The 25,107-nt window shown below is 56.8% G+C and carries 25 protein-coding genes; 14 read left to right on the top strand and 11 right to left on the bottom strand.

Annotated elements, in window-relative coordinates; genetic code table 11:
* Positions 1–34: 34 nt before the first annotated feature.
* Positions 35–442 (top strand): DUF3035 domain-containing protein, encoded by a 408-nt coding sequence (locus VIN76_RS14945; protein ID WP_332042663.1) that lies wholly within the window; start codon positions 35–37, stop codon positions 440–442.
* A gap of 119 nt (positions 443–561) precedes the next feature.
* Here VIN76_RS14945 and purH read toward each other — a convergent pair whose 3' ends face one another.
* The 5 genes from purH to htpX all read right to left on the bottom strand — a co-directional run bounded on the left by purH (position 562) and on the right by htpX (position 7,020).
* Positions 562–2,154, bottom strand: a complete 1,593-nt coding sequence (gene purH, locus VIN76_RS14940; RefSeq protein WP_332042662.1) for a bifunctional phosphoribosylaminoimidazolecarboxamide formyltransferase/IMP cyclohydrolase — start codon at positions 2,152–2,154, stop codon at positions 562–564.
* A gap of 8 nt (positions 2,155–2,162) precedes the next feature.
* Positions 2,163–3,953, bottom strand: coding sequence for a heparinase II/III family protein (locus VIN76_RS14935; RefSeq protein ID WP_332042661.1), 1,791 nt, complete (start codon positions 3,951–3,953; stop codon positions 2,163–2,165).
* The gene (gene rpe / locus VIN76_RS14930) at positions 3,950–4,627 is read right to left on the bottom strand and encodes a ribulose-phosphate 3-epimerase (protein WP_332042660.1); all 678 of its coding nucleotides are present in this window, start codon (positions 4,625–4,627) and stop codon (positions 3,950–3,952) included. Before rpe ends, VIN76_RS14935 begins: the two co-directional genes overlap by 4 nt.
* 117 nt (positions 4,628–4,744) lie before the next feature.
* Positions 4,745–6,025 carry an RsmB/NOP family class I SAM-dependent RNA methyltransferase gene (locus VIN76_RS14925; RefSeq protein WP_332042710.1) on the bottom strand — a complete coding sequence of 427 codons (1,281 nt, stop codon included), beginning with the start codon at positions 6,023–6,025 and terminating at the stop codon, positions 4,745–4,747.
* 110 nt (positions 6,026–6,135) lie between these two features.
* Complete coding sequence (gene htpX, locus VIN76_RS14920; protein ID WP_332042659.1) at positions 6,136–7,020, bottom strand: zinc metalloprotease HtpX; 885 nt, start codon at positions 7,018–7,020, stop codon at positions 6,136–6,138.
* Positions 7,021–7,101: 81 nt separating this feature from the next.
* Between htpX and VIN76_RS14915 the strand changes: the two genes are divergently transcribed.
* The 5 genes from VIN76_RS14915 (at position 7,102) to pgmG (ending at position 11,468) form a co-directional block, all read left to right on the top strand.
* Positions 7,102–7,314: a DUF1674 domain-containing protein gene (locus VIN76_RS14915; protein ID WP_332042658.1), complete on the top strand. Its 213-nt coding sequence runs from the start codon at positions 7,102–7,104 to the stop codon at positions 7,312–7,314.
* A 32-nt stretch (positions 7,315–7,346) separates the two neighbouring features.
* Positions 7,347–8,345, top strand: coding sequence for a nitronate monooxygenase (locus tag VIN76_RS14910; protein WP_332042657.1), 999 nt, complete (start codon positions 7,347–7,349; stop codon positions 8,343–8,345).
* Positions 8,346–8,632: 287 nt separating this feature from the next.
* Positions 8,633–9,445 carry a division plane positioning ATPase MipZ gene (locus tag VIN76_RS14905; RefSeq protein WP_332042656.1) on the top strand — a complete coding sequence of 271 codons (813 nt, stop codon included), beginning with the start codon at positions 8,633–8,635 and terminating at the stop codon, positions 9,443–9,445.
* 3 nt (positions 9,446–9,448) lie between these two features.
* Complete coding sequence (locus tag VIN76_RS14900) at positions 9,449–9,904, top strand: molecular chaperone DnaJ (RefSeq protein WP_332042655.1); 456 nt, start codon at positions 9,449–9,451, stop codon at positions 9,902–9,904.
* A 154-nt stretch (positions 9,905–10,058) separates the two neighbouring features.
* On the top strand, positions 10,059–11,468 hold the full coding sequence (pgmG, locus tag VIN76_RS14895) for a phosphoglucomutase/phosphomannomutase PgmG (RefSeq protein WP_332042654.1): 1,410 nt from the start codon (positions 10,059–10,061) through the stop codon (positions 11,466–11,468).
* A gap of 7 nt (positions 11,469–11,475) precedes the next feature.
* Here pgmG and VIN76_RS14890 read toward each other — a convergent pair whose 3' ends face one another.
* Positions 11,476–12,564, bottom strand: a complete 1,089-nt coding sequence (locus VIN76_RS14890) for an AI-2E family transporter (RefSeq protein ID WP_332042653.1) — start codon at positions 12,562–12,564, stop codon at positions 11,476–11,478.
* A 177-nt stretch (positions 12,565–12,741) separates the two neighbouring features.
* On the opposite strand from VIN76_RS14890, the gene VIN76_RS14885 reads away from it, so the two are divergent.
* Positions 12,742–13,713, top strand: a complete 972-nt coding sequence (locus VIN76_RS14885; protein ID WP_332042652.1) for a retroviral-like aspartic protease family protein — start codon at positions 12,742–12,744, stop codon at positions 13,711–13,713.
* 2 nt (positions 13,714–13,715) lie between these two features.
* Here the strand turns inward: VIN76_RS14885 and VIN76_RS14880 are convergent, their stop codons facing one another.
* The 3 genes from VIN76_RS14880 to VIN76_RS14870 are packed head-to-tail and all read right to left on the bottom strand — an operon-like array spanning position 13,716 to position 15,638.
* Entirely contained in the window at positions 13,716–13,973 is a 258-nt protein-coding gene (locus VIN76_RS14880; RefSeq protein ID WP_332042651.1) for a hypothetical protein, read from the bottom strand.
* Between the two features lie 31 nt (positions 13,974–14,004).
* A complete protein-coding gene (locus VIN76_RS14875; RefSeq protein ID WP_332042650.1) occupies positions 14,005–14,664 on the bottom strand; it encodes a glutathione S-transferase in 660 nt (219 codons plus the stop codon).
* Complete coding sequence (locus VIN76_RS14870) at positions 14,661–15,638, bottom strand: rhodanese-related sulfurtransferase (protein WP_332042709.1); 978 nt, start codon at positions 15,636–15,638, stop codon at positions 14,661–14,663. Before VIN76_RS14870 ends, VIN76_RS14875 begins: the two co-directional genes overlap by 4 nt.
* Before the next feature lie 55 nt (positions 15,639–15,693).
* Between VIN76_RS14870 and VIN76_RS14865 the strand changes: the two genes are divergently transcribed.
* The 4 genes from VIN76_RS14865 to VIN76_RS14850 all read left to right on the top strand — a co-directional run bounded on the left by VIN76_RS14865 (position 15,694) and on the right by VIN76_RS14850 (position 20,671).
* The gene (locus VIN76_RS14865; RefSeq protein ID WP_332042649.1) at positions 15,694–16,836 is read left to right on the top strand and encodes an 8-amino-7-oxononanoate synthase; all 1,143 of its coding nucleotides are present in this window, start codon (positions 15,694–15,696) and stop codon (positions 16,834–16,836) included.
* Positions 16,833–17,462, top strand: a complete 630-nt coding sequence (gene bioD, locus VIN76_RS14860; RefSeq protein ID WP_332042648.1) for a dethiobiotin synthase — start codon at positions 16,833–16,835, stop codon at positions 17,460–17,462. The genes VIN76_RS14865 and bioD overlap by 4 nt, the downstream gene beginning before the upstream one ends.
* Positions 17,459–18,730 carry an adenosylmethionine--8-amino-7-oxononanoate transaminase gene (locus VIN76_RS14855; RefSeq protein ID WP_332042647.1) on the top strand — a complete coding sequence of 424 codons (1,272 nt, stop codon included), beginning with the start codon at positions 17,459–17,461 and terminating at the stop codon, positions 18,728–18,730. The genes bioD and VIN76_RS14855 overlap by 4 nt, the downstream gene beginning before the upstream one ends.
* A gap of 75 nt (positions 18,731–18,805) precedes the next feature.
* Positions 18,806–20,671, top strand: coding sequence for a sodium:proton antiporter (locus VIN76_RS14850; RefSeq protein ID WP_332042646.1), 1,866 nt, complete (start codon positions 18,806–18,808; stop codon positions 20,669–20,671).
* Between the two features lie 190 nt (positions 20,672–20,861).
* Here the strand turns inward: VIN76_RS14850 and VIN76_RS14845 are convergent, their stop codons facing one another.
* Positions 20,862–21,539 carry a YggS family pyridoxal phosphate-dependent enzyme gene (locus tag VIN76_RS14845; protein WP_332042645.1) on the bottom strand — a complete coding sequence of 226 codons (678 nt, stop codon included), beginning with the start codon at positions 21,537–21,539 and terminating at the stop codon, positions 20,862–20,864.
* 60 nt (positions 21,540–21,599) lie between these two features.
* Between VIN76_RS14845 and VIN76_RS14840 the strand changes: the two genes are divergently transcribed.
* Positions 21,600–22,175, top strand: a complete 576-nt coding sequence (locus tag VIN76_RS14840) for a thiamine phosphate synthase (RefSeq protein ID WP_332042644.1) — start codon at positions 21,600–21,602, stop codon at positions 22,173–22,175.
* 43 nt (positions 22,176–22,218) lie between these two features.
* Here the strand turns inward: VIN76_RS14840 and VIN76_RS14835 are convergent, their stop codons facing one another.
* A complete protein-coding gene (locus VIN76_RS14835; RefSeq protein ID WP_332042643.1) occupies positions 22,219–22,833 on the bottom strand; it encodes a hypothetical protein in 615 nt (204 codons plus the stop codon).
* A 592-nt stretch (positions 22,834–23,425) separates the two neighbouring features.
* Between VIN76_RS14835 and VIN76_RS14830 the strand changes: the two genes are divergently transcribed.
* Entirely contained in the window at positions 23,426–23,824 is a 399-nt protein-coding gene (locus tag VIN76_RS14830) for a DUF3576 domain-containing protein (protein ID WP_414696381.1), read from the top strand.
* A gap of 48 nt (positions 23,825–23,872) precedes the next feature.
* Positions 23,873–25,107, top strand: a 1,235-nt coding sequence (gene leuS / locus VIN76_RS14825) for a leucine--tRNA ligase (protein ID WP_332042642.1), incomplete at its 3' end; no start/stop codon positions are given.

Here is a 25,107-nt window from a genome sequence, read left to right as displayed (position 1 = left end):
ATGGCTCAATATTGCGTTTTTAAGGGAAGTGATTATGCGTAAATCCATCATAGGTATCAGCCTGATCTCGCTGGCCGGACTGTCTGCTTGCGGGTCCAGCAGCCTTTTCGACCGTGATCGTCCCGACGAATTTGCCGTGTCGCGCCAACCGCCACTGGTCATTCCGCCAGACTTCGGCCTGACCCCGCCAAAGCCCGGTGAGCCGCGTCCGCAAACCGGCGGTGCCCAGCAACAGACCCTGGAAGCCATGTTTGGCGGTTCACAGGCACGCAGCGTGACGGAAAGCTCTGTCATTACACAGGCCGGTGACGCCGAACCCGGTATCCGTTCTTCCGTCGGTGATGCAGAAACCTTTACCGTCGACAAGGGCAGCGTGACCCGCGATATTATCGCCGCACCCGAAGGCGACGGCCAGAACGCCCAAGCCTCTACTCCAGAGTAAATCTGCCCCCCGCCTATGCGGGAATGAAGATATTAAACCGGCGGTATGATAATGATGCTTGCCCAACGGGGATAATTGCTATCACCGTTGGGACACCCCAAAAAACCGGATATGGTCGCCTAGTGCCTGAAGTGGCGCATGCCTGTGAACAGCATTGCCAGACCGGCTTCATCTGCTGCGGCAATAACCTCGTCATCACGAATGGAACCGCCCGGCTGGATCACCGCGGTTGCACCTGCCTCGACTGCGGCTAGCAAACCGTCTGCAAACGGGAAAAACGCATCGGAAGCCACGGCAGAGCCAATCGTCCGCGCTTCGCTCCAGCCTGCTTTTTCTGCCGCATCCTTGGCTTTCCAGGCCGCAATTCGCGCTGATTCAAGCCGGTTCATTTGCCCTGCACCCACGCCAGCGGTTGAACCGTCTTTGGCATATACAATCGCGTTGGATTTTACGTGTTTCGCAACGGTCCATGCGAACAGACAATCCGCCAGTTCCTGTGCGCTCGGCTCACGCTTGGTCACACATTTCAGATCATCTTGCGTAATCTGGCCATTGTCGCGCGATTGCAGCAGATAGCCGCCCGCAATTGATTTCACGCCCATGCCCGGACGCGCAGGATCAGGCAGCTCACCTGTCAGCAAAAGCCGCAAGTTTTTCTTCTTCGCAAATATCGCCCGCGCATCCGCATCGGCATCGGGGGCGCAGACGACTTCGGTGAAAATGCCCGTCATCGCTTCTGCCGCTGCACCGTCCAATGGGCGGTTTACTGCGATAATACCGCCAAAGGCCGACACGCTGTCACAGGCCAAGGCCGCCTGATAGGCTTCCAATATACTGCCGCCGCTGGCCACGCCGCAGGGGTTGGCATGCTTGACAATCACCACCGTGGGCGGACCATCGCGAAACTCGCTGACCAGTTCCAGCGCGGCATCCGCGTCATTATAATTATTATAGCTGAGCGCCTTGCCCTGCAATTGTTCGGCCTGCGCGATGCCGTTGGCCGATGGACCATCGGGCAGGTAAAGCGCCGCGCTTTGATGCGGGTTTTCGCCGTAACGCAATTCTGTCGGCTGGCTCATGGTCAGCGGCAGGACCGGCGGGAACATCTGCCCCTGATCGGAAAAGCCGAACCACTGGGCAATCATGCCGTCATAGGCTGCGGTCGCAGCAAAGGCTTTGGCCGCCATTTTCTTGCGGAAATCAAGGGTGGTCGCACCGCCGCTTTCCTTCAATTGCGCGATCAGGATATCATAATCGGAAGGATCGGTGATGATGGTCACAAAATCATGGTTTTTCGCGGCGCTGCGAACCATGCTGGGACCGCCAATGTCGATATTCTCGATAATCTCGTCACGCTCGGCCCCTTTGGCGACTGTCTGAGCAAAGGGATAGAGGTTGACGATCACCAGATCGATGCCGGCGATATCATGCTCTTCCATCGACGCGACATGGCCCGCATCATCGCGCCGTGCCAGCAGGCCGCCATGCACTTTGGGATGGAGCGTTTTCACGCGGCCATCCATCATTTCGGGGAAATCCGTAACCTCGGAAATATCCGCCACTTCCAGACCAGCATCGCGCAGCGCCTTTGCCGTGCCGCCGGTCGAGATCAGGGCCACGCCCATGGCAGCCAGTTCCTTGCCCAGATCAGCCAGCCCGCTTTTGTCAGACACTGATAGCAGTGCCCGTTTGATCGTGATATTTTCCGTCATTAGTCCGTTTATCCCATATGTTTAAGCAGCCAACCGGCCGTGCCGCCGCCGCTGCCTACTCTATCTGTTATTACCATCTGCATCACGCCATGGGGAACACCCATGCCATCGACCCAGACGCTATCTTCCAGCGTGATCTGCCCGCTAGTGGCGCGAAACTGCCATAGATTACCGTCTCTCAGGCGCAGCAAAACGCCCTTGCCCTCTGATATAAGATCGCTTTCTATATCGGGGCCAAGGTGAAAACGCAGCGCATATTCGACATCTTTTTTCTTGCCCCGACGCTTGCGTCCCTCGGGGATCAGCATATCCTCACCGCGCAGTTCCAGTCCGTCGGAGCGCAGCAGCAACAGGCGTTTGTGGATCAGCCCGAAGCGCCGGGCATAGCCGTCATGGCTGGCCTCCAGCCGGGTCGCGTTTTCCACATCGCGGCGCAGAAGCTCTACTTCATTCACGCCGCGCCCCAGTTTACCGTCAGGAAGGACAGAGGTGCTGTTACTATTTTCGATACATAAGGTGCTGTGCGCCGCGGTTGTACGCAAACCTTGCGCCAGCGCCGCGGGAATCGTCGCCCCGACCAGCCCCGCACCGCCGCAATTGCCGATAATCCGGTTATCACCATTGGAAAATTCAAACGCCAGCGTAGAGGCACAGCCCGCAACCGCAACCCGAGCAATCGGCGGAGGGGCAGCGTCGAGCACCAGAATGGAACGTCCAGAAGACACCCGCTGATAGCCCCACTCGCGCGCCTGGCGCAGGGGGCGGGCGCGAATGTCACTGGCTTTGACAACCTGATCCACTTGCTCGGCCGAAGCCGCGCCGCTGCCTTGCCAATTGCCCATGCTGCCATCATAATGCGTGAGGCTGGTAAGCGGAGGGACGGCGAGAGCCAGCGCATTTTCAAGGAATTCCGGCACATCCTCACCCAGAGCCAGATAGACCTGCTTGAGCATCGACATCAGCACGATTGCATCCATCTGGTCCATTGGCGACCGGGAAACACATCCGCCATCGGCAAAGAAAAACTCGCCCATCGTCTTTGCCAGACCAGCTTCGCCAACAATGCGGCGAACGCGGCCTTCGGGGATGAGCAGCGACGCCGCAACCATTCCGCCCCATGCGACCAGACGGCCCAGACTAGAAGGTGCCTTGTCCGCCGTCCGGTCAAGATGCCGGGCCGTCCGGGCGATATTGTTTAGCACTTTCGAGCGATAAATAAGGTTGCCGGAAGACAGGATGAGCGGCGCATGGCTTGCCCAGATGAGCAGCCGCCAACCGCAATTATCCGGCCGCCATGCAGGCTCCCTGATTTTCTTGCCATTGGCATCCAGCCACGCCTCCACCAGTTTTTCCGCGACAGGCAGCGCCTGATCCCGCGACGCTGCCGCATCAAGGTCGCGCAGCCAGACGAAACGGTGGATATAATCTTCAAAGGCCGGAGCAAGTTTCAGTTCGGCAAAATCTATGCCGTCGAGATTTTTTTTGAGGCCGCGAAATAGGAAATGACCAGCCCGCACCGCCATCCCCTGCATCCGGTTGCCCGCTATCGGATCAACAGGAACGGCCAGTAGCCGCAGCGGAAGCTTACCCGACAGCCGCAGCTTGTGCAGCGGCATCCGCCATGTCATCCGGTAATAAAGCAGTGCTGTTTGCTGGGCCAATGACTGGCCGCGATCGCCGTCTGCGCGCAGAGTTAAGCTGCGCCCTTCCGGAGCCTTGCTCTCTTCACCGCTGTAACGCTCCACCCCTGAACCGGAATCGTCGGCGTGATTGTAAAGGTCAGGCCGGTCTGCGCTCATTCACCCCTCAGGCCGCTAATATTGGCGGCATAATGATCCGGCCCGCCGCGGAATGTCGCTGTGCCCGCCACCAGCGTATCGGCACCCGCCGCGATTGCCTTGGGAGCAGTGTTCAAATCGATCCCGCCATCGACTTCCAGCCGGATATCCTTGCCGGTTGCGTCAATCCGTTTACGGATCGCTTCAATCTTGCGCAATTGCGTGTCGATAAAACTCTGACCGCCAAAACCGGGATTCACACTCATCACCAGAATCAGGTCGAGATCGTCGATCAGATAGTCGAGCACTTCCAAAGGAGTCGCAGGGTTCAATACCAACCCGGCCTGTTTGCCGAGCGAGCGGATCGTCTGAACGGTCCGGTGCGGGTGGGGGCCGGCTTCCGGATGGAAAGAGATAATATCCGCACCGGCTTCCGCAAAATCTTCCAGAAACTGGTCCACCGGAGAGATCATCAGATGCACATCGAACGGCTTTTCACTGTGCGGGCGCAGCGCCTTTACGACGCCGGGACCGATTGTGATATTGGGAACGAAATGCCCGTCCATGACATCGACATGCACCCAGTCACAGCCCGCTGCATCAATCGCGCGGACTTCTTCGCCAAGGCGCGCGAAATCGGCGGACAATATGGAAGGGGCAATACGGATCGAGCCGGAGGATGTGGGACTGGTCATGACGGTTCCTTTGTATCATGCCTCTAGGGTCTTTATATCTGCCTCGCAAGCCACGATTCGGCGCGAATCCCAAAGGGCTGTGGACAATTTGGGGAAAGGATGAAACTTGCTGCCTTATCAGCCTTCCCGCCGCAGTTTCGCGATGAAGAACCCGTCTAGATAACCCTGCGCTGACAACATACCGGGAAGCGTTCGCACGCATCCGTTTTCGGTCGGGCTGATACCGGCAGGAAGCGCGTCCTGTTTCACCGGTTCGATGGTGAAGTCTGCATGGGCTTCCAGAAACGCCTCGATCTGGTCTTCTCCCTCTTCGGGTTCCAGCGAACAGACAGCATAAACCAGCGTCCCGCCCGGTTTAACCCATGAAGCTGCTCGGTCCAGCAACGCTTTTTGCGCTTCTGAACGATCGGCAATCTGGCGGGAACCGATACAGTGCAACACATCGGGATGGCGGCGGAAAATGCCGGTTGCGCTGCACGGTGCATCAAGCAGAATGGCGTCGGCTGGATGAGATGGAGTCCATTTCATCAAATCGGCGATGACGGTCTCGGCCTCCAGCCCGGTCCGCTCCAGATTGTCCCTGAAGCGCTCCATCCGCTTTTCGCTGTTATCGACGGAGGTCACTTTCCAGCCAGCCGAGGCAAGCTGCATCGTCTTGCCGCCAGGGGCCGCGCACAGGTCCAGCACGGTTTGGCCCTCCCCTTCACCCAGCAGCCGTGCGGGCAAGGAGGCGGCGAGATCCTGTACCCAGAACGCGCCCTCAGCAAAGCCCGGCAGTTCGGTGACGGATTGCCCCGGCGTCAGGCGCAGATGTCTGGAGGCCAGCTTCTCGCCCTCCACTTCAACGCCTTCATCAGTCTTGAAACTAAGGTCGAGCGGCGGGGTATGGCCCCATGCCTGCCCGGCGGCATTGGCCACTTCTTCGCCCCAGTGGTGCGTCCAGCGGTCCAGCGTTTCGCCCGGAATTTCGGGATATTCGGGCAGTGCCAGCTTGCCGGATTCTATGCCTCTCATCACGGTCGAGAATACACCGTGCACCAGCCGCCTCGGCCCGCCGTGGACCAGCGGCAACGCGGTGGCAATCGCCGCATGCTGAGGCGTTTCCAACACGAGCACTTGCACCAGCGCGATACGCAGCGCCATGCGCGCCTTGGAATCATCCGGCAGGCGCTTTTTGGTCGCACTGTCAATCATCGCATCCAGCGCCGTCATCCAGCGCAGCACATTAGCGGCGATATTATGCGCCAGCGCTTTATCGGAAGGATTGCCCAGCTTCCCAGTAGCAGGGGCAAGCGCCTGATCCAGTGTCTCACCGCGGCGGCATACCGCGTCAAGCATGCGTAATGCGGCTGTTCGAGCGGCCAGACCGGGGATCTTGGTAGGTTTTTGAGTGTTCATATCATCGCGTTCCGCCTGATGCGGAATCCGAAAGCGGATCACGCAAAGCTCCCCATAGACGCCCCATGCGCCAGATCAAGCCCCGGTTCCAGTCAAGCGCCGCGTTACGGCTATCTTCGCCCGGTCGGATTCAGCGCGCTGGGCCGACCCGTTGGCCGGTCATCCGGTGTTCCGCCCGGCGCTACGAAATCCTGCGCCATGTCCTGCAATGCGGCGATACGATCTTCTGTGGCGGGGTGGGTTGAAAACATCTGCTTCACACCGCCGGGCACGATATAAAGCTGCGACGCTGCCGGATTGCGCTGCGCCACCGGGTTTGGAATGCGCTGGGCCTGCCCGGAAATCTTGTGCAGTGCGGAGGCCAGCGCCAGCGGATTGCCGCTGATTTCGGCCGCCGTGCGGTCCGCCCCAAATTCGCGGGTGCGGCTGATCGCCATTTGCACGATCATCGCCGCAAAGGGCGCAACCAGCACCGCCAATATTCCCGCCACGCCGCGATTGTCCCGAAAGAACAAGCCAAAATTGGCGAGCATCGACACCGCACCGGCAATCGTCGCTACCATTGTCATGATGAGCGTATCACGGTTTTTCACATGGCCCAGCTCATGCGCCATCACGCCTTCAATCTCTTCATAGCTGAGCATATTGAGCAGGCCGGTTGTGGCCGCGACCGCCGAATGTTCGGGATCACGGCCGGTTGCAAAGGCATTGGGCTGCGGCTGATCGACAATATAGACTTTGGGCATCGGCAATCCGGCGCGCTGCGCCAGGCGCTGCACCATATTATAAAATTCCGGATGGCTGCGCGCATCGACCTCAACCGCCTGATGCATTTTCAGGACAATTTTATCGGCATTCCAATAGGTAAACAGATTCATCCCCGCCGCGACCAAAAGCGCCAATATCGCACCGCGCGGACCACCGAGCGAAAAGCCCATAACCATGAACAGGGCCGTAAGGGCAGCCAGCAGCATTGTGGTCTTTAGAAAATTCATCAGGTTACTCGCTTGTTATAGATACTCCCGTTGAATATAAGCTTTTCACAAGCGCTTTTAAATGTGCGGGAAATAGAAAATATGACGCAACACGATAGAAAAGCCGGTGCCAAAAAACCCGGCGCCAAAAAACCCGGAGAACGCCCCGCCCATGTCAAAGCGCCTGCACATCTTTCCAAAAGCCCGCCGGTGCCACAGCCCGATCCACCGGAAAAAGCGGACGAGATTTTGAAAAAAAGCGGCCCGACCCGCTATGGCGACTGGGAACATAAAGGGCTGGCAGTCGATTTTTAACGCCGGTAATCGCCTTTGTTAAAGGAACGACAATGACGGGCTTTGCCGAGCATTTCGATTTGAAAATCCCCCTGGCCCTTGCCCCCATGGCACTGGCGGCTGGCGGTGATCTGGCATCGGCTTGTGCGCGGGCCGGAACATTGGGGCTGGTCGGCGGCGGCTATGGCGATCTGGAATGGACTGCCAGGGAATATCAAATTGCGATCGATACCATCGGCGGTGATGCGGCCGCCATGGGGCGGCTTGGCTGCGGGTTCATTAGCTGGAAACTGGCCGAGAATTCCGCCGCGCTCGACTGGCTGATCGCCAATCACAAGCCTGCGGCCATCATGCTGTCTTTTGGCGATCCCCGGCCCTTTGCCAAACGGATTGTGAGTTCGGGCGCTGCCTTAATTTGCCAGATCCATAGCTTGAAAGATTTGCCGCTGGCCATCGAAGCGGGAGCAAAAATCATTGTCGCACAGGGGACCGAAGCTGGCGGCCACGGCGCAACACAGGATAGCGGCAGGGGAACATTCGCATTCATTCCCGAAGCGGCAGACTGGATTGCCGCCCACGCGCCGGGAACATACTTGCTGGGCGCAGGCGGAATTGCCGATGGCCGCGGTGTTGCCGCCGCACTGGCACTGGGAGCAGATGGCGTCATGATGGGTTCACGCTTGTGGGCCACCAAAGAATGTCTCGCCGCGCCAAAGGCCAAGGAAATTGTGGTCGAAAGCGATGGCGATGGCACAGCGCGCAGTGCGGTCTTTGATATTTTGCGGCGGAAAAACTGGCCCGAAATTTTTGATTTCCGGGCGATCCGCAATGATATTCACCGCGAGTGGGAAGATCGCATCGACCATTTGAAAAATGCGCCCGAAAAGGCCCGCGCCGATTATGGAGAGGGTGTTCGCAATGATGATTATAACCGGGTCCATATCGGCATTGGTGAGTCCATAGGGCTGATTACCGGCATCCCGGCTGCAGCGAGTCTGATTGACGACATTCAAGCGGAGATGGACAGCGCGCTGAAGCGGATTCACGGATAATCATCTTTCCCGTGTGTCTTGACCTCTCTTTCCTGAACCTATCGTTCTTCCGTTAGCCCTGAGCCTGTCGAAGGGTGTTTCCAGATCATCAAGACTCAAGGCGCCCTTCGACACGCTCAGGACTAACGGGAAAGGGGGTTCCTAACAGGAAAAGGGCATATCCGCCTAAAGTTGATCGCCATGTTATTTTCGCGCGGCTTTTATGCAAATGGCGTTTGAATTAGCAGCGCCTAATGGGTTAAGACCCGTCAGAGGGCACAATCGCCGACATAGGGGTAAAGAAGCAAATGGCCGACCGCAAAGCGCATCATATAGTCTTTGCCAATGAAAAAGGCGGAACCGGCAAGTCCACGACCGCCGTGCACGTGGCCGTGGCGCTGGCTTATCAGGGGCACAAGGTCGGGGTCATTGACCTCGATCCGCGGCAAAGGACAATCTATCGCTATCTGGAAAACCGCAAGGCCACGATGGAGCGGTTGAATATTGAGGTTCCACAACCTTTTTTTGAAGTGTTCCAAGGCGAAAATGTCGCGCAGCTTCAACAATTGATCGAGCAAATGAGCCACGGCGTCGATTTTCTGCTTTATGATACACCGGGCCGCGATGATGAATTTGCCCGCTATGTGGCGACGCGGGCCAATACGCTGGTCACGCCCATAAATGACAGCTTTGTCGATTTTGACCTGATCGGGCAGGTTGATCCCGAAACGTTCAAGGTCAGCAAACTCAGCTTCTATGCCGAACTGATCTGGGAAGCGCGCAAAACCCGCGCCAAAGCCGATGGGCAGAGCGTTGACTGGGTCGTCCTTCGCAACCGCACGCAGCATGTTGATGCACATAATATGCAGCGCGTTATCACCGCCCTGACCGAATTGTCGCAGCGCGTGGGTTTCCGCGTGATTCCGGGGCTGGGTGAGCGAGTCATTTTCCGTGAGCTGTTCCCCGCCGGGCTGACCATGCTAGACAAGAAACATCTGGGCCGGCTTGCCACCAGCCATATTGCGGCGCGTCAGGAATTGCGCGAGCTGATCAAACATCTCGGCCTGCCGCAACCGGAAGGAGGCCAACCGGCCTTTGGCAAGCCACAGCTTGTTGCCTGAACCATGACGTTCATGCTGGTATTGAGCGGCGCGGTGATCGCGGCCCTCATCCTGTCGGGCCGGGCGAAGAACATGGGGGCAAATGACTGGCTCGCCGTGGCGGTTGCCCTGATCGGCGTCAATTTATGCCGCGGCGGAAACTGGCTGGTCGGCGGCGGTGTGATCGCAGCCGCAATGGCATGGAGCGGAACAAAGATTTTCGGTATCGGCAAAGCCGGTAAGCGAGGCAATTCTAAATCTGGTCCCAAATCCAAACCAAGACCGGATGACCTGGAACTGGAACAGGCGCGGTCTTTACTGGGTGTCGGCAAAGGCGCTGACAAGGCCGCAATCAATGCTGCGTGGCGCTTGCACCTGACGACGCATCATCCGGACCGCGGCGGCGATGAAAATCTGGCCCGGCAGATAAACCGCGCCCGCGATCTTTTGCTGGAAGAAGCGCAGACGGCGCATCACTGAATTCTCCGCTCTATCCGGCACCAGAACGGAACAGGGTGGCTGAACAGGCTGGATTTAACCCGGCGGAAATTCTATTAACGCACCACTAGCCATGATCTGTCCATTCACTGTGGCAAAACCGACATTCAACATCCCGCCCCCAAAGGAAACCACCATGACCGAACAGCAATCCCACGAATTTCATCCAACCAGCCTGCGGGAATATGATATTCGCGGCATTATCGGTGAAACACTTGGCAATGATGACGCTTATGCCATTGGCCGGGGCTTTGGCACATTGATCGCACGGGCAGGGGGATCGGCTGTTGTAACCGGCTATGATGGACGAACCAGTTCCCCGGTGCTTGAAGACGCGTTGATCGAAGGGCTGAACGATGCCGGCGTGGATGCCATTTCCATTGGCATGGGGCCAACGCCGATGCTCTATTATGCCGAATGCGTGCTAGATCAGGTTCAAGGCGGCATCCAGATAACCGGCAGCCATAATCCCGCCAATTATAACGGCTTCAAAATGGTGTTTCAGGGACGTCCGTTTTTTGGCGAAGACATTCAAAAACTCGGCGCGATGGCGGCCAGCGGCGACTGGGAAGCGGCGGCAGACGATTCCATCGGAACCATCGACCGCGTTGATATCATGGACGAATATGTCGCCCGGCTGGTGAAGAATTTCACCGGGGACGCGATGAAAGTCGGCTGGGACGCGGGCAATGGTGCCGCGGGGCCGGTCATTGAAAAGCTCACCGCTTTGCTGCCCGGTGAACATCATCTTCTTTATACTGAGGTTGATGGCACTTTCCCCAATCATCATCCCGACCCTACGGAGGAAAAGAACCTTGCCGACCTCAAGGCACTTGTCGCGGACAAAAGCCTCGATTTCGGAGTGGCTTTCGATGGTGACGGCGACCGCATTGGCGCGATTGACGGCAAGGGACGTGTTATCTGGGGCGACCAGTTGCTGCAGATCTATGCCGAAGACGTGCTGAAATCCGAACCCGGCGCGACGATTATTGCCGATGTGAAGGCTTCACAGGCGCTCTATGACAGGATCGCCGAATTGGGCGGAAAGCCGCTGATGTGGAAAACCGGGCACAGTCTTATCAAGTCCAAAATGAAGGAAGTTTCTTCACCGCTCGCAGGGGAAATGAGCGGGCATGTGTTCTTCAAGCATGATTATTACGGTTTTGACGATGCCCCTTATGCTGCGGTTCGCCTGATTCAGGCCGCGACCAATATCGGAAAGAGCGTGACGCAGCTTCGCAGCGACATGGCAGAGATGATCAACACACCGGAAATGCGGTTTCAGGTTGACGAAGCCCGCAAATTTGCCGTGATCGACGAAATTCTGGAACGCTTGCAGGCGAGCGGCGCCGATGTGAACAATACCGATGGTGCGCGCGTCAATACCGAGGACGGGTGGTGGCTGCTGCGCGCATCCAACACACAGGATGTTCTGGTCGCGCGGGCCGAAGCCAAGACCGAAGTCGGTCTAAAGCGCCTCATGGACCAAATTGACGAGCAACTGGCCGCGAGCGGGTTGAAACGCGGGGAAACTGCGGGGCATTAAAAACCCTCTATTCGGCGCTTTGCAGCGCTCTTTCCGGCTTGTTCATTTCGGCAAACATATGCCAGACCGCGATGAACAGCGCCGCGACAAGCGGGCCGATGACAATGCCGTTAAAGCCGAACATGCTGAGCCCGCCCAGGGTAGAGATCAGCACGACATAATCCGGCATGCGCGTGTCCCGGCCGACCAGTATCGGACGGACCAGATTGTCGATCATGCTGATAATGAAAATCCCCGTGATTAGCAGCACCGTCCCCTCCCAGACCGAACCGGTGACGAGCAGATAGATCGAGACAGGAACCCACACAAAGCCGGTTCCGATAGCGGGGATCAGGGAACAGGCGGCCATGAACACCGCCCACAGCAACGCGCCCTGAATATCCAGCGCCCAGAATATAATCCCGCCAACAGCCCCTTGCATCAAGGCGATAATAAAGCTGCCCTTGATCGTCGCGATGATAACGACCAGGAATTTTTCACTCAAAACGCGGCTCTTGTTCTGTGACAGCGGGACCAGCTCACCGATTTTCTCGACCAGCCCGCGCCCGTCGCGCAGCAGGAAGAAGGTCAGATACAGCATTACGCCAAGCGCCAGCAACAGCCGGAACACCCCTTGGCCGACGTTAAATGCCTGAGAGATTATGAATTCCAGACTTTTACCAAGCGCTTCTTCTATCCGGGGGCGAAAGGTTGCAAAATCACCATAGCCCAGTTTCGCAAGCTGGCTTTGCAGCCAATCCGGCAACCGGCTTTGAATGTCGACAAAGAAGCCGCCAAAATCAATCGCCCCGGCCTGTATGCTCGCATAGGCGTCGGTGGCTTCTCCCACCAAGGCGATGCCCAGCAGGATTGAAGGAACGATGACCAGCAAGATGACAAGGATCAGCGTCAAAGTGGCCGCAATATTGCTGCGCATAGGGAGCCAGCGCAATATTTTTCTGTAAACCGGCTGAAACAGGACCGCGACCACAACAGCCCAAAGGATCGCGCCGAAAAACGGTTCGACCAGCAAGATGAAGGCCAGCGTGATAATAAGCAGCAGCGCCAGCACAAACAGCCGTTCTATACCATATTGGGGGCGCTCTGATTCATTCATATGTGCTTGCTATCATAGTGAGAAATATTGATTTGGACACAATAATATGAAGACGGCGAAATGATATAATTTTGGAAAAAGCCGTTTTAGTGGTAAAATGATTCTAAAGATATTCGGACCCATTGCCATCGTCATTACGATGGCAGTCATCTGGTTCAGAAATATCCGGAGAGTAGTATGCCAGTCTTTTTAACCAGCTCGCTTGGCACAGTCGTCGCAGCCGTTCTGGCTATGGCCTATCCGGTGCCGCTCGGACAGACGGTTGAACCCGGCAGCCTGACCAGGCCAGAGGGAGAGATTGTCGCGATTGACAAAGACCGCGCGCAGCGGATGACCGTTCCCGTCAGCATAGAAGGGCGCGGGCCGTTTTCTTTTGTCATCGACACCGGCGCAGAACGGACGGTCCTGTCCCGCAAACTGGCGACAGATTTGGACCTGCGCGCCGAAGAACCGGCCCAGTTGATGAGCATCGCCGGTAGCAGCATTGTTGATATGGTCTATGTCCCCGAATTAACCCTTGGCGCGACCAGCCATGGCAGTTTGATCGCGCCGGTCCTGCTCGCCCACCATATCGGTGCGGACGGGATCCTGGGACTCGATAGCCTGCAAGACCAGCGCATATTGTTTGATTTTACCAGCAACCAAATCACGATTGAACATACGCAAAAACCGCTGGAAATGTCATCGCGCCGCGAAATCGTGGTGACGGCAAGGCGGCGTTCGGGTCAGCTGGTCTTTACGGAAGCGACAATTTCCGGGCTAGAAGTGAACGTGATTATCGATACCGGCGCACAGATTTCCATCGCCAATCCGGTCCTGCAAAAACGGTTGATCCAGCGCTCCAAAGAACTGGGCGAGGAAAATAGCGTGATCGCGGTGACGGGCGAAAAGCTGGGGATAAAATTTGGCGTCGCACGGGATTTTCGCATTGGCCGGGCACAGTTTGACAACCTGCCTCTGGCTTTTGCCGATGCGCCGCCATTCAAACGCTTTGGCATGGCCAGGAAACCGGCGCTTTTACTGGGGATGGACATCCTGCGAAAATTCGATCAGGTCGCCATCGATTTCAAGAACCGGAAAATCCACTTCCTGTTGCCGAAAGATGTCCGCCATCGCTATGACAATTTCAGCAGCCGGCTTGGATCCTAAGCCTATTCGGCGCCCGTTTCGGCTTCACCGGTTTCAGCTCCGTCTGTCAGCGCCCTTTGCTGGGCTTCCAGCTCGTTCAGCGCCGCATCGGCCTCTTCCTCGGTCATCATGTCATCCGTCATCGGCTGGGAAATGTCGGGCTGCGGCGGCATTTCGACATTTTCCGGCTGTGCGTCTTCGCGAACCGGCGCATCTGCTTCTTCGCTACAAGCGGATAACAGGCATAATAAGGGTGCGGTCATGATTAATAGGGTCTTCATCGGGCCTCCTTCATTTCATTCGTCCGGTTGTCTATCCTGCGAATATCGGTTCCGGATCACCGGTTTTCCATTGCGGATATTTTGTCATCACGGCAGCGAACAGATCGGATTCCAAATGTCCTGCCAACCATTTTTGTAACGCCGGTATAGGCTGCGCGTCAAACCAGTTGCGGTCATTATTGGCAAATTGCCGGATGAACGGAAAAATCGCATAGTCTGCCAAGCGGGGCTGTGGGCCAAGCAACTGGCCGTTTTCCGCAAGCTTTCTGTCGAGCGTCACCAGAAATTCCAGTCCCGCGCTGCGATGCGCTACCGGGTCCACGTCATCATAACGTGTGGGATATTTATAGCGGTCAAGATTGGCTTTGAAATCGCTGTCCGCTTCGGCAATCAAATCCGCGCTGGCCGCCTTGTCTTCCAGCCAGCCATAGGGGTCCGCACGTTCCAGCGCCCAATGCATGATCGAAAGGCTTTCGTCGATGATGCGCGCTTCCTCATCCACCACCAGCACCGGAACAGTTCCCTTGGGCGATGCCGCGATCATTTCCGCCGGCTTGTCGCGCAGCACCACTTCACGAAGGCGCACCGGCGTTGGACTTATCATCAAGGCCATTCGCGCCCGCATGGCATAGGGACAGCGCCGGAAACTATAAAGAATCGGCAAACTGTCCTCTATCGCCGGGGCGTTCATACAGACTCTATTTTTTGAGCCAGATGCTGGCGGCCTTCCTGCTGGGCTTTTTCCACCTGACGCTGGCGCTCGCGGTATCTTTGCCGCTGTTCGTCGGTGCGCGTGTCATAGCAATGGGGGCATGCTTCGCCCGGCACATATTTGTCCGACGCCCGCTCTTCTGCGTTCAGCGGCATCCGGCAGGCATGGCACTGGTCATAATCGCTTTCTTTCAAGCCGTGCCCGACCGCCACGCGCTGGTCGAATAAAAAGCAATCGCCGTTCCAGCTGCTATTTTCCTCCGGCACATTTTCCAGATATTTCAAAATGCCGCCTTTCAGGTGATAGACATCATCGAAACCCTGTGCCTTCACATAGGCCGTGGCTTTTTCGCATCGTATCCCGCCGGTGCAGAACATCGCGATTCTGGGCTGTTTTTCGGCCTTTTCCTTCAACTGCCGGGCGAAATCATCGAACCAGGCCGGAAATTCGCGAAAAGTCTCGGTATCCGGATTGATCGCACCCTCGAAACTACCAATCGCCACTTCATAGGCGTTGCGCGTGTCGATGACGATCGTGTCCGGGTCCGCAATCATGTCATTCCACTCCTGCGGATCGACATAATCCCCCTTGGCCCGCGCAGCATCAATGCCGTTCACGCCCATGGTCACGATTTCTTTTTTCAGCCGCACTTTCATCCGCAGGAAAGGCATTTCCGAGGCGGCGGAATATTTGACTTCCAACCCGGCAAACGGGGGAAGCTCTTTCAAATAGCGGATCACCGCGTCAATCCCGGCGGGTGTACCGGCAATCGTGCCGTTAATCCCTTCCGAAGCCAGCAAAATAGTGCCTTTAATGCCATTTCGATCACAGGCCGCCTGAATTTCCGGTTTCAGGGCAGCGGGGTCATCAAGCACAGCAAAATGGTAGAGCGCAGCGACTTTATAAGTAGATTCTGATTCCATCATGGCCCGCATATAGTCGTGCACGGTCATAAATTCCAACCATTCCCGCTGGCCATATTCAATAAGTGCCTGCTAACAGCGCGGCATGACCAGATTCGATCCGTTTCACCAGCAACTAGACGCCCTTGACCGGGCAGGTCGAAAGCGCTCCCTCATCATCCCGCCGGGCAAGGATTTTTCCTCCAACGACTATCTGGGGCTGGCGAATAGCGAATTCCTGAAACAAGCCGCCCATGCCGCGCTCGACAGCGGTATCGCGCATGGTTCCGGCGGGTCGCGGCTATTGGGCGGCAACCATCCCGAACATGAAGAGCTGGAGCAGTTTGCCGCTACCCATTACGCGGCAGAGGCGGCCTTGTTTTTCTCCACCGGCTATGCGGCCAACCTCGCTCTGTTCTCGACATTGCCGCAAAAGGGCGATCTGGTTCTTTATGACGCGCTGGTCCATGCGAGCTGCCATGACGGCATGCGATTGGGCCGCGCCGAAACGCAAAGCTTTCGCCACAATGATCTGGACGACCTGACGGACCGGATCAAAGCCTATCGCAGCGGCGGCGGGACAGGAATGATCTGGATCACCGCAGAAACCCTCTACAGCATGGACGGTGACCAGGCGCCGCTGCGCGAACTGGCCGATATTGCCGGACGGCATGACGCCATATTGATCCTGGATGAAGCGCATGCCGTGGGCGTATTCGGTGAACGCGGCGTCGGATTGTCCGACGCGTTGGAGCAGCAAGACAATCTCATCATCCTGCGCACCTGTGGCAAGGCTTTGGGCGGGGAGGGCGGTCTGGTCACCTTGCCCCATGTCTTGCGCGATTTTTTCATCAACCGCGCCCGTGCGTTTATCTTTTCCACCGCGCCAAGTCCGCTGACCGCCCATCTGGTGCAAAAGGCGATAGAATATGTCGCGCAAAACCCGTCGCTGCAAAGCCGGTTGCAGGATCATATCAGGCTTGCCGAATCCCGGCTGGGGCCGCTTTGCCCCGCATCGCGGTCGGGGAGCCAGATTTTCCCCGTCATCATCGGCGATGACAAGGCGGCAATGCAGATGGCCGTGCATATACAGCAAGCCGGATTTGATGTCCGCGCCATCCGCCCGCCCACCGTTCCGGCAGGGACAGCGCGGCTCAGGTTGTCGCTCACGCTGAATGTATCAGAGGGTGATATTCACGCGCTGGCCGACATATTGGATGAGGCCCGGCAAATGGGGCAGGCTGCATGAGCGGCAGATATATTGTCACCGGCACCGATACCGACATCGGCAAAACCGTCTTTGCCGCCGCGCTGACCGGAGCGCTTGGCGCGTCATACTGGAAACCGGTACAGGCCGGTCTTGACGGGGAAACAGATAGCCAGACAGTCCTGCGTCTAAGCGGCGTCGGTCCTGATAAAATCCTGAGCGAGTATTTCCGTTTGCGAACCCCCGCTTCCCCCCATTTTGCCGCCGCGAAAGAAGGCATTACCATCACCGCCAATGATCTGGCCATTCCGCAGGTCACTGGCGCTCTGGTGATCGAAGGGGCCGGCGGGGCGCTGGTTCCGGTGAATGATGATCTGCTGTTCGCCGATCTGTTCGCGCTGTGGAAATTGCCCGTCATCATCGCGGCATCGACTAGGCTCGGCACGATCAACCACAGCCTGATGACCATAGAGGCGCTGCGCAGTCGGGGCGTTCCTGTCCACGGCATTGCCTTTATTGGCGATGAAATAAAAGACAGTCAGGACACCATCTGCCGCATCGGCAAAGTGAAACAGCTTGGCCGCTTGCCGATTATTGCCGATTTGTCCGCGCAGGCTCTTTCGTCCGCGTTTCAAACCCATTTTAATGTGTCGGATTTTGCCTTATGAGCGCGAATATCTGGCATCCTTTCACCCAGCATGGTCTGGGCGAGCCGATTCCCGAAATCGTCAGGGCAGAGGGCGCGAGCCTTTACACCGATGACGGCCGCGAGATTATCGACGCCATATCCAGCTGGTGGGTCCAGACCCACGGCCATTGCCACCCCCGTATCGTCAGCGCGATACAGCAGCAGAGCGCAAAGCTGGACCAGATTATCTTTGCCGGATGGACGCACGAACCCGCGCGCCAGCTCGCCGAAGGGCTGTCAGAGTTTTTGCCCTTTGGCCTCGATCATATCTTCTTTTCCGACAGCGGCTCCACGGCGGTCGAGGTCGCCCTGAAAATGGCGCTCGGTTTCTGGCACAACCGGGGACATTCGCGCCACCGGATATTAGTGATGGAGCATAGCTATCACGGCGACACTATCGGCGCGATGTCGATTGGCGCGCGCGGCGTGTTCAACAATGCCTATGCGCCTCTGCTTTTTGATGTGGGTTCGATCCCCTTTCCTCAGGAGGGCGCCGAACAGGCTTCTCTCGACGCACTGGCCGCTTATTGCGCCGACCGGGATAATCCCCCCGCAGCATTGATTGTCGAACCGCTGATTCTGGGAGCAGGCGGTATGAAAATCTATTCGCCCGAAACGTTTGCCGAGATGCACCGTATCTGCCGCGCGCATGACGTGTTGTTCATTGCCGATGAAGTCATGACCGGCTGGGGCCGCACCGGAACCGTTTTTGCGTGCGAACAGGCGGGGATCACTCCCGATATCATGTGCATGGCAAAGGGTCTCACCGGCGGCGTGATCCCGCTCGCGATTACAGCGGCCAGCGCGCCGATATATGACGCCCACTATTCCACAGACAGGTCGAAAACCTTTTTCCATTCCAGCAGCTTCACCGCCAACCCCATCGCCTGCGCCGCGGCCAGTGCCAATCTGCTAATCTGGCGCGACGAGCCGGTTCAGCAGCGGATAGACCATATTATCGCCCGCCACCGTGATTTTGCGCGGGGGCTTGGACAGCAGGCGAATATCTCAATGGTGCGGCAATGCGGGACGATTTTGGCGTTTGAGATGGATGATAGCGGCGGCAATTACATGTCGGCGCTGGGCCCGGCACTTCTCCGGTTCTTCGCCGAGCGCAATGTCCTGCTGCGCCCGCTAGGCAACAGCATTTATATCATGCCGCCTTATTGCATCACCGATGAACAGCTATCCACGGTTTACAGCGCTGTAACAGAAGCGATTCACCATTTTGGCCAGCAGGCCGGATGATCCGTTGCCAAGTCAGCAATTTGCATGAATCAGATGGTTTTTGCATAAATTATAAAGAAACGGCATAGATTATAGATGATTATCGTTGATTCGCTGATGGTGAAAATTGCGCTTATCGGGCTGCTCGGTATCGGCGCACAATGGGTTGCATGGCGAACGGGCCGCCCGGCTATCGCCCTGATGCTGATTGTCGGTATTATCGCTGGCCCAATTCTGGGAATAATCGATCCCGAGCGCGATTTTGGCGCGTTGCAGGAACCGATCATAAAACTGGCCGTTGCGGTCATCCTGTTCGAGGGCGGATTAAGCCTGAACTTCCGTGAGCTTCGCCAGGCGGGCGGAGCGGTTTTCATGATGATCTTCATCGTCGGGCCCATCGCATGGGCGCTGGGCACGGCGGCCGCCCATTATGGCGCAGGCTTGTCATGGGAAATATCGACATTGCTGGGCGGTATCATGATTGTCACCGGCCCAACGGTCATCGGCCCGATGCTGCGGACATTGCGTGTGCCATCGCGTGTCCGCAATGTCTTGAAATGGGAAGGCATTGTCAACGACCCGATCGGCGCGCTGCTGGCTGTGGGAATCTATGCCTATATCACCTATGAAGGGGCCGACGCCAATATCGCGGCCATAAGCATGGACGTGCTGGCCGCCAGTTTTGTGGCTGCCCTGATCGGCGCGGCTTTGGGCTTTGCCATTACATGGATATTCCCGCGCGGACATGTTCCGGAATATCTGAAAGCACCGATTTTGCTGGTCACCGTGATTACCGGCTTTGTCACGGCCGATCTTATCATGCATGAAACCGGCCTTATCACCGTCACGGTCATGGGTGTGTTTCTGGCCAACCGTCCGATCCATTCCAGTCAAGCACTTTACCGGTTCAAGGAAGATTTGTCGGTTTTGCTGGTTTCCGGCGTCTTCATCATCCTGTCGGCAACACTGGACTGGGAAACGGTTCAGCAATTCCGGCCGCAATTCATCATCTTCCTGCTCTTGTTACTGTTTGTGGTGCGGCCAGTGTCCGTTCTGGTCGGGCTGTTGTTCAGCTCGATATCGTGGCGGGAGAAGATTTTCATCGCATGGATCGCACCGCGCGGTATCGTTGCGGTGGCCATAACCGGCCTGTTCGCCATCCGCCTGTCCGATTACGGATTGCCGGGGGCCGAAGCGCTGGTCCCGCTCAGTTTTGCGATTGTTATCTCGACAATCTTTGCCCACAGCTTTTCCGCCAACTGGCTGGCCGAGCGACTGGGTATTAACGAAGGCAAGGGCAAGGGCGTGCTGATTGTCGGTTCGACCAGATGGTCCGTGGGGCTTGGCCAGATCCTGAAATCGCTGAATGTCGATGTGCTGATTGCGGACACCAGCACCTTCGCTTTGCGGCAGGCCCGCGGCGCGAAACTGGAAGCGTATCAAGGCGACATTCTGGATGAGGCCCATAATGACAATATCGAGCTTGGCAAATTCCAGCATATGATAGTCGCGACGGACAATGACAGCGAGAACCGGTTAATCGCCGCTGACCTTGGCCCGGAAATGGGATTTGAAAATATTACCAGGCTGGCCGGTGACAGCCGGGTTAAAACCAATGACAGGGTCGGCCATGGCCGGTTATTGTTTGAATCGGGCGCCGATTTTAACAGCGTGATAGACCGCGAGCGCGCTGGCTGGCGGTTTAGCAAGACCAACATTACGGATATTTTCACTGCCGAGGAATATCGCAAAAATCTTGATAAGGATGAAGAACCTGTCGCCGTGTTCAAGAAAGACGAACGGGTGCTGTTCTTTTCCTCCAAAGCCAGGCCGACCATTGAAGAGGGGGACATTGTCATCAGCTTTGTAGCGCCCGATACACCCGAAGAGCGCAAGGCAGACCGCGCTGCCAAGGATGCGGAGAAGAATGACAAGGATAACGGGGCGAAAAGCGAAGTCTAGTTTTTTGCAGGTTTGTTATTTGATGGTGAGCATTGGTTTATCACTCTCGTCATCCCTCTAATTCGTCACCCTGAACTTGTTTCAGGGTCCATCGTGACCCAATTAGCGCCGTTTGAAAAGGCACGATGGATGCTGAAACAAGTTCAGCATGATGGTTCAATATGATCTGTATGAAGCGATATCAGTAACGCTACTTTCTCTCCCCGAAAAGGGCGGTGCCAACCCGGATATATGTTGCGCCCAGTTTGATCGCGGTTTCAAAGTCGCCGGACATGCCCATGCTGAGTTCCGACAGACCATTATCCTTGGCCAACTTGGACAGCAGGGCGAAATAGGGGGCCGGATGCACCTCAGCGGGCGGAACGCACATCAGGCCCGGCACTTCGATTCCAGCCGAGCGCGCTGTTTCAAGCAGGCTGGCGATATCGCCAATCTCGCATCCGCCTTTTTGCGGTTCCTCCCCGATATTCACCTGAATGAAACAGGGGATCCGCCGGTCCTGCTTGTCCATTGCCTTTGCCAGTGCCTTGACGAGGGAGGGGCGGTCGAGTGAATGGATCGCATCAAAAAGCTGCACCGCATCTTCCGCCTTGTTCGATTGCAACTGGCCGACCAGATGCACTTCAACTGCTCCTGAACCATCCGCCCGATATTCTTCGCGCAGAGCGGGCCATTTTGTCGCCGCTTCCTGCACCCTGTTTTCGCCGAACAGCCTGTGGCCCGCATCCAGCAAGGGGCGTATTTCATCCGCAGTCCGGGTTTTGGATATGGCAATAAGGCGGATATCCTCTGCCTTGCGCTGCGCCAGCTTGGCCGCCTTGGCTATTTGTTCGTGCACGGCGTTCAGCTTTTCGTTTGAATCAATCATCAATATCCATCCGCTTACATTCCAATTGGCTATTGGCCCGCTATATGGCAGGCAGATGGGATGCACCAGTCCCGGTTTTCCGATCAATACCCGCAAATCTGCCCACAAATCTGGTTGATGACCGATGCGCGTAATGACGACATGCTGGAAAAGTCCATAAAGGCGTTACCGCGGGGCAGTGGTATCGTATTTCGTCACTATCATCTGACGCCGGGCAAGCGGCGGGAGCGGTTTGAACAGATCAAATACCGGGCAAGGCGCGGCGATCATATCCTGTTGCTTGCCGGGTCGCCATCGGAGGCGCGCCAATGGGGCGCAGACGGTGTCTATGGAACATTTGGCGGCGCTCACCGCGGCTATGAAACGGCCGGCTTGCTGCATGGTGCGCCGGTCCATGATCTGCGCGAGATAGCGATGGCCCGCCATCATGGCGCAGACCTGCTGTTCCTGTCTCCTGCTTTTGCCACACGCTCGCACCCCGGACAGCGGCCCCTGCACCGCATACAGCTGCGGCGACTTGTTGCCCTGTGCAGGAAACCGGTCATGTTGCTGGGCGGGGTGGACGCCATGCGTTTCCGGAAAATGGCGGACCTGGGCGCACATGGCTGGGCCGCCATTGACGGGTTGAGCATTTGATATTCAGGGAGTGGCCGTAAAGCCGCTTGAGAGCCGGACCGGCTTAGAAGCGGAACTGGGTTCCGACATAAACCGCCTGGCTATCCTGACGAGAATCGGTCAGGGGAGCCATCCGGTCGCGCTCGTTATTATAGCGGACACCGGCAGTAACATCCAGATTGCGCGTCAGGGAATAGCTGCCGCCCACATCAAGAGAATAGTCTTTTTCGCTCGCGCTCAAAGCACCGGGTATGGAGCCCAAAGGCGTTTTGGCATCAATCGATAGGCGCGTATTGAACCGGCTCTTGCCATCGGAGCGTTTGTCATCGTCAGCAATGCCCGCACCGATCTGGGAAAGGTCGGGCAGGTTATCACCCAGTTTCTTGACCGGAATAGCAAAGCTTTTCAGTCCCTTGGCTGTGCCAAGGCTGAAAGATGTCGGTGTCAGCTTGGCCGCGATCGAGAGACCCGATCCGGGAGCCGCAGACAGGACATTTTCACGAATGGAAATGGCTTTGTTCGATATATTCTGGCGCACAACAACGGTCACCGCGCGTTGGCCGCTTGTAGAGCCGCCCGCCGGGGTGAACTTGAACTGTTTATTATCTTTCAGAACATCGCGCTTGAAACTGGCCGCCAGTTTGGGATCGGCACCAGCCGTCGTAAAAGAACTGAACATATTTGATGCAGGGGACGACATAGTTGCCGTTTGTTCAGACAAAACACGCGCCACAGCCGGAGTTATGGCAAGACCGGACGCAGCGAGTCCCGCTGCTAACCAACCTAAAATATTGCCATTTTTTTCCATTGTAACGGTACTTTCCCCTATTGCGATAAACCTATACCAAATTTTCTGGCAAGGCACGAGTCAACTTGCTGAATCTCTCTAATTTTTTCCCTCTGGTCGATTTGTGTTGCAGTTCGGTTACGGTTTTGGATTTCATGGGGCTTTTCTTAGCATAGGCAAGCTGAACGGCAAGATAACCACGCCAATCATTTATGATAGGCCCGTGATATGGGGCGTAAAATATAGGTCCTTGGCTTATTCAACTATCATTCACGCGATAATTTGCAAAAGTGAAAAATTGCGCTTTGGCTTGCCCCTTGCGGCAAAGCAATTATAGAGGGCGTTGAAATCAGATTTATCGGCTTAAGGCGCCCTTTTGCAAATGATGCGCGCCGGACCGCCCACGAGGAGTTTATTGATGTCCCGACTTGCTAAATCCGCCTCAAAAATGCGTCCTTTGGTCCTGGGTATTTCCGCTGTGGCGATGGTATCGGTTCTCTCCGCCTGTGCCAGCAAGGAAAGGCCGAAAGCCGACCTTGCCGCATCGCAGGTCACAACCATTGGCGTGAACAGCTATTTGTGGCGTGCCGCACTCGACAGCCTGTCGTTCATGCCCTTGACACAAACGGACAGCAATGGCGGCGTGATCCTGACCGACTGGTATGTGAATCCGGAAAATCCTTCGGAACGCATGAAGCTGAATGTTTCCATCCTTGATCAGGATTTGCGCGCCGACGCCTTGCGCGTGGCGGCATCGCGGCAAGTGCTGCAAGGTGGCACATGGGTGGCGGCTCCTGTAAAGGCGGCGACCACGCAGAAACTGGAACAGATCATCCTGACCAAGGCCCGCGACCTTCGCCGGGGCGCAATCACTTCCAACTAATGTAATGACTCGCCTGCCCCTGCAGGCCAAATCTCTTATAGGACAGACATGACCGATCAGCGTTTCAACCCTTTATCGGCGGACAAACGCTGGCAAGCTCGTTGGGCCGAAAGTGGCACCTTTGAAACCGACGACTTGTCACCAAAACCGCGCAGCTATGTGCTGGAAATGTTTCCCTACCCCTCTGGCCGTATCCACATGGGCCATGTCCGCAACTATACGATGGGCGATGCGCTGGCCCGCTTCCGGCGGATGCAGGGCTTTGAAGTGCTTCACCCGATGGGCTGGGACGCGTTTGGCATGCCGGCGGAAAATGCGGCGATGGAAAAGAAAGTCCATCCCGGCGAATGGACCCGCGCCAATATCGCATCCATGCGTGGCCAGCTGAAAACGCTGGGCTTTGCCTTTGACTGGAGCCGCGAACTCGCGACATGCGAGCCGGATTATTATGGTCAGGAACAGGCGCTGTTCATCGACCTGTTCGAGGGCGGTCTGGTCTATCGCAAGGAATCGGCGGTCAACTGGGACCCGGTGGACATGACCGTGCTCGCCAATGAACAGGTAATTGACGGCAAGGGCTGGCGCTCCGGCGCGCAGGTGGAAAAGCGCAAGCTGAGCCAGTGGTTTTTGAAGATCACCGATTTTGCCGACGAACTGCTCGATGGCCTGAAAGACCTGAAAGGCTGGCCGGAAAAGGTCCGCACGATGCAGGAAAACTGGATCGGCAAGTCACAGGGTCTGCAATTCCATTTCACGCTGGCCGAAAAGCAGCAGGATATTGAAACGGTAGAGGTTTTCTCCACCCGCCCCGACACGATTTTCGGGGCCAGCTTCATTGCCCTGTCCGCCGACCATCCGCTCGCCCGGCAACTGGCACAAGATGACGCGAAGCTCGCTGATTTCTGCGAGGAGTGCAAGAAAACCGGCACGACAGCGGCGGAACTCGAAACGATGGAAAAGAAAGGCTTTGATACCGGCCTGAAAACGGTCCATCCGCTTGATCCTTCGTGGGAATTGCCGGTCTATGTCGCCAATTTCGTGTTGATGGATTATGGCACCGGCGCGGTTTTCGGCGTTCCGGCGCATGACCAGCGCGACCTTGATTTCGCGCGCAAATACGAACTGCCCGTCACCCGCGTTGTCGCGGCCACAGGCGATGAAGACGCGCCGATCCATGATGAAGCCTATACCGGCCCAGGCAAGCTGGTGAACAGCCGCCTGCTCGACGGCATGGACATTGAAACCGCCCAGAAAACCGTGATCGACCGCGCAGAGGCCGAAGG

It is taken from the genome of Parasphingorhabdus sp., assembly GCF_036568145.1.
GTDB lineage: Bacteria > Pseudomonadota > Alphaproteobacteria > Sphingomonadales > Sphingomonadaceae > Parasphingorhabdus.
This window is presented reverse-complemented; position numbering and strand designations above follow the sequence as displayed.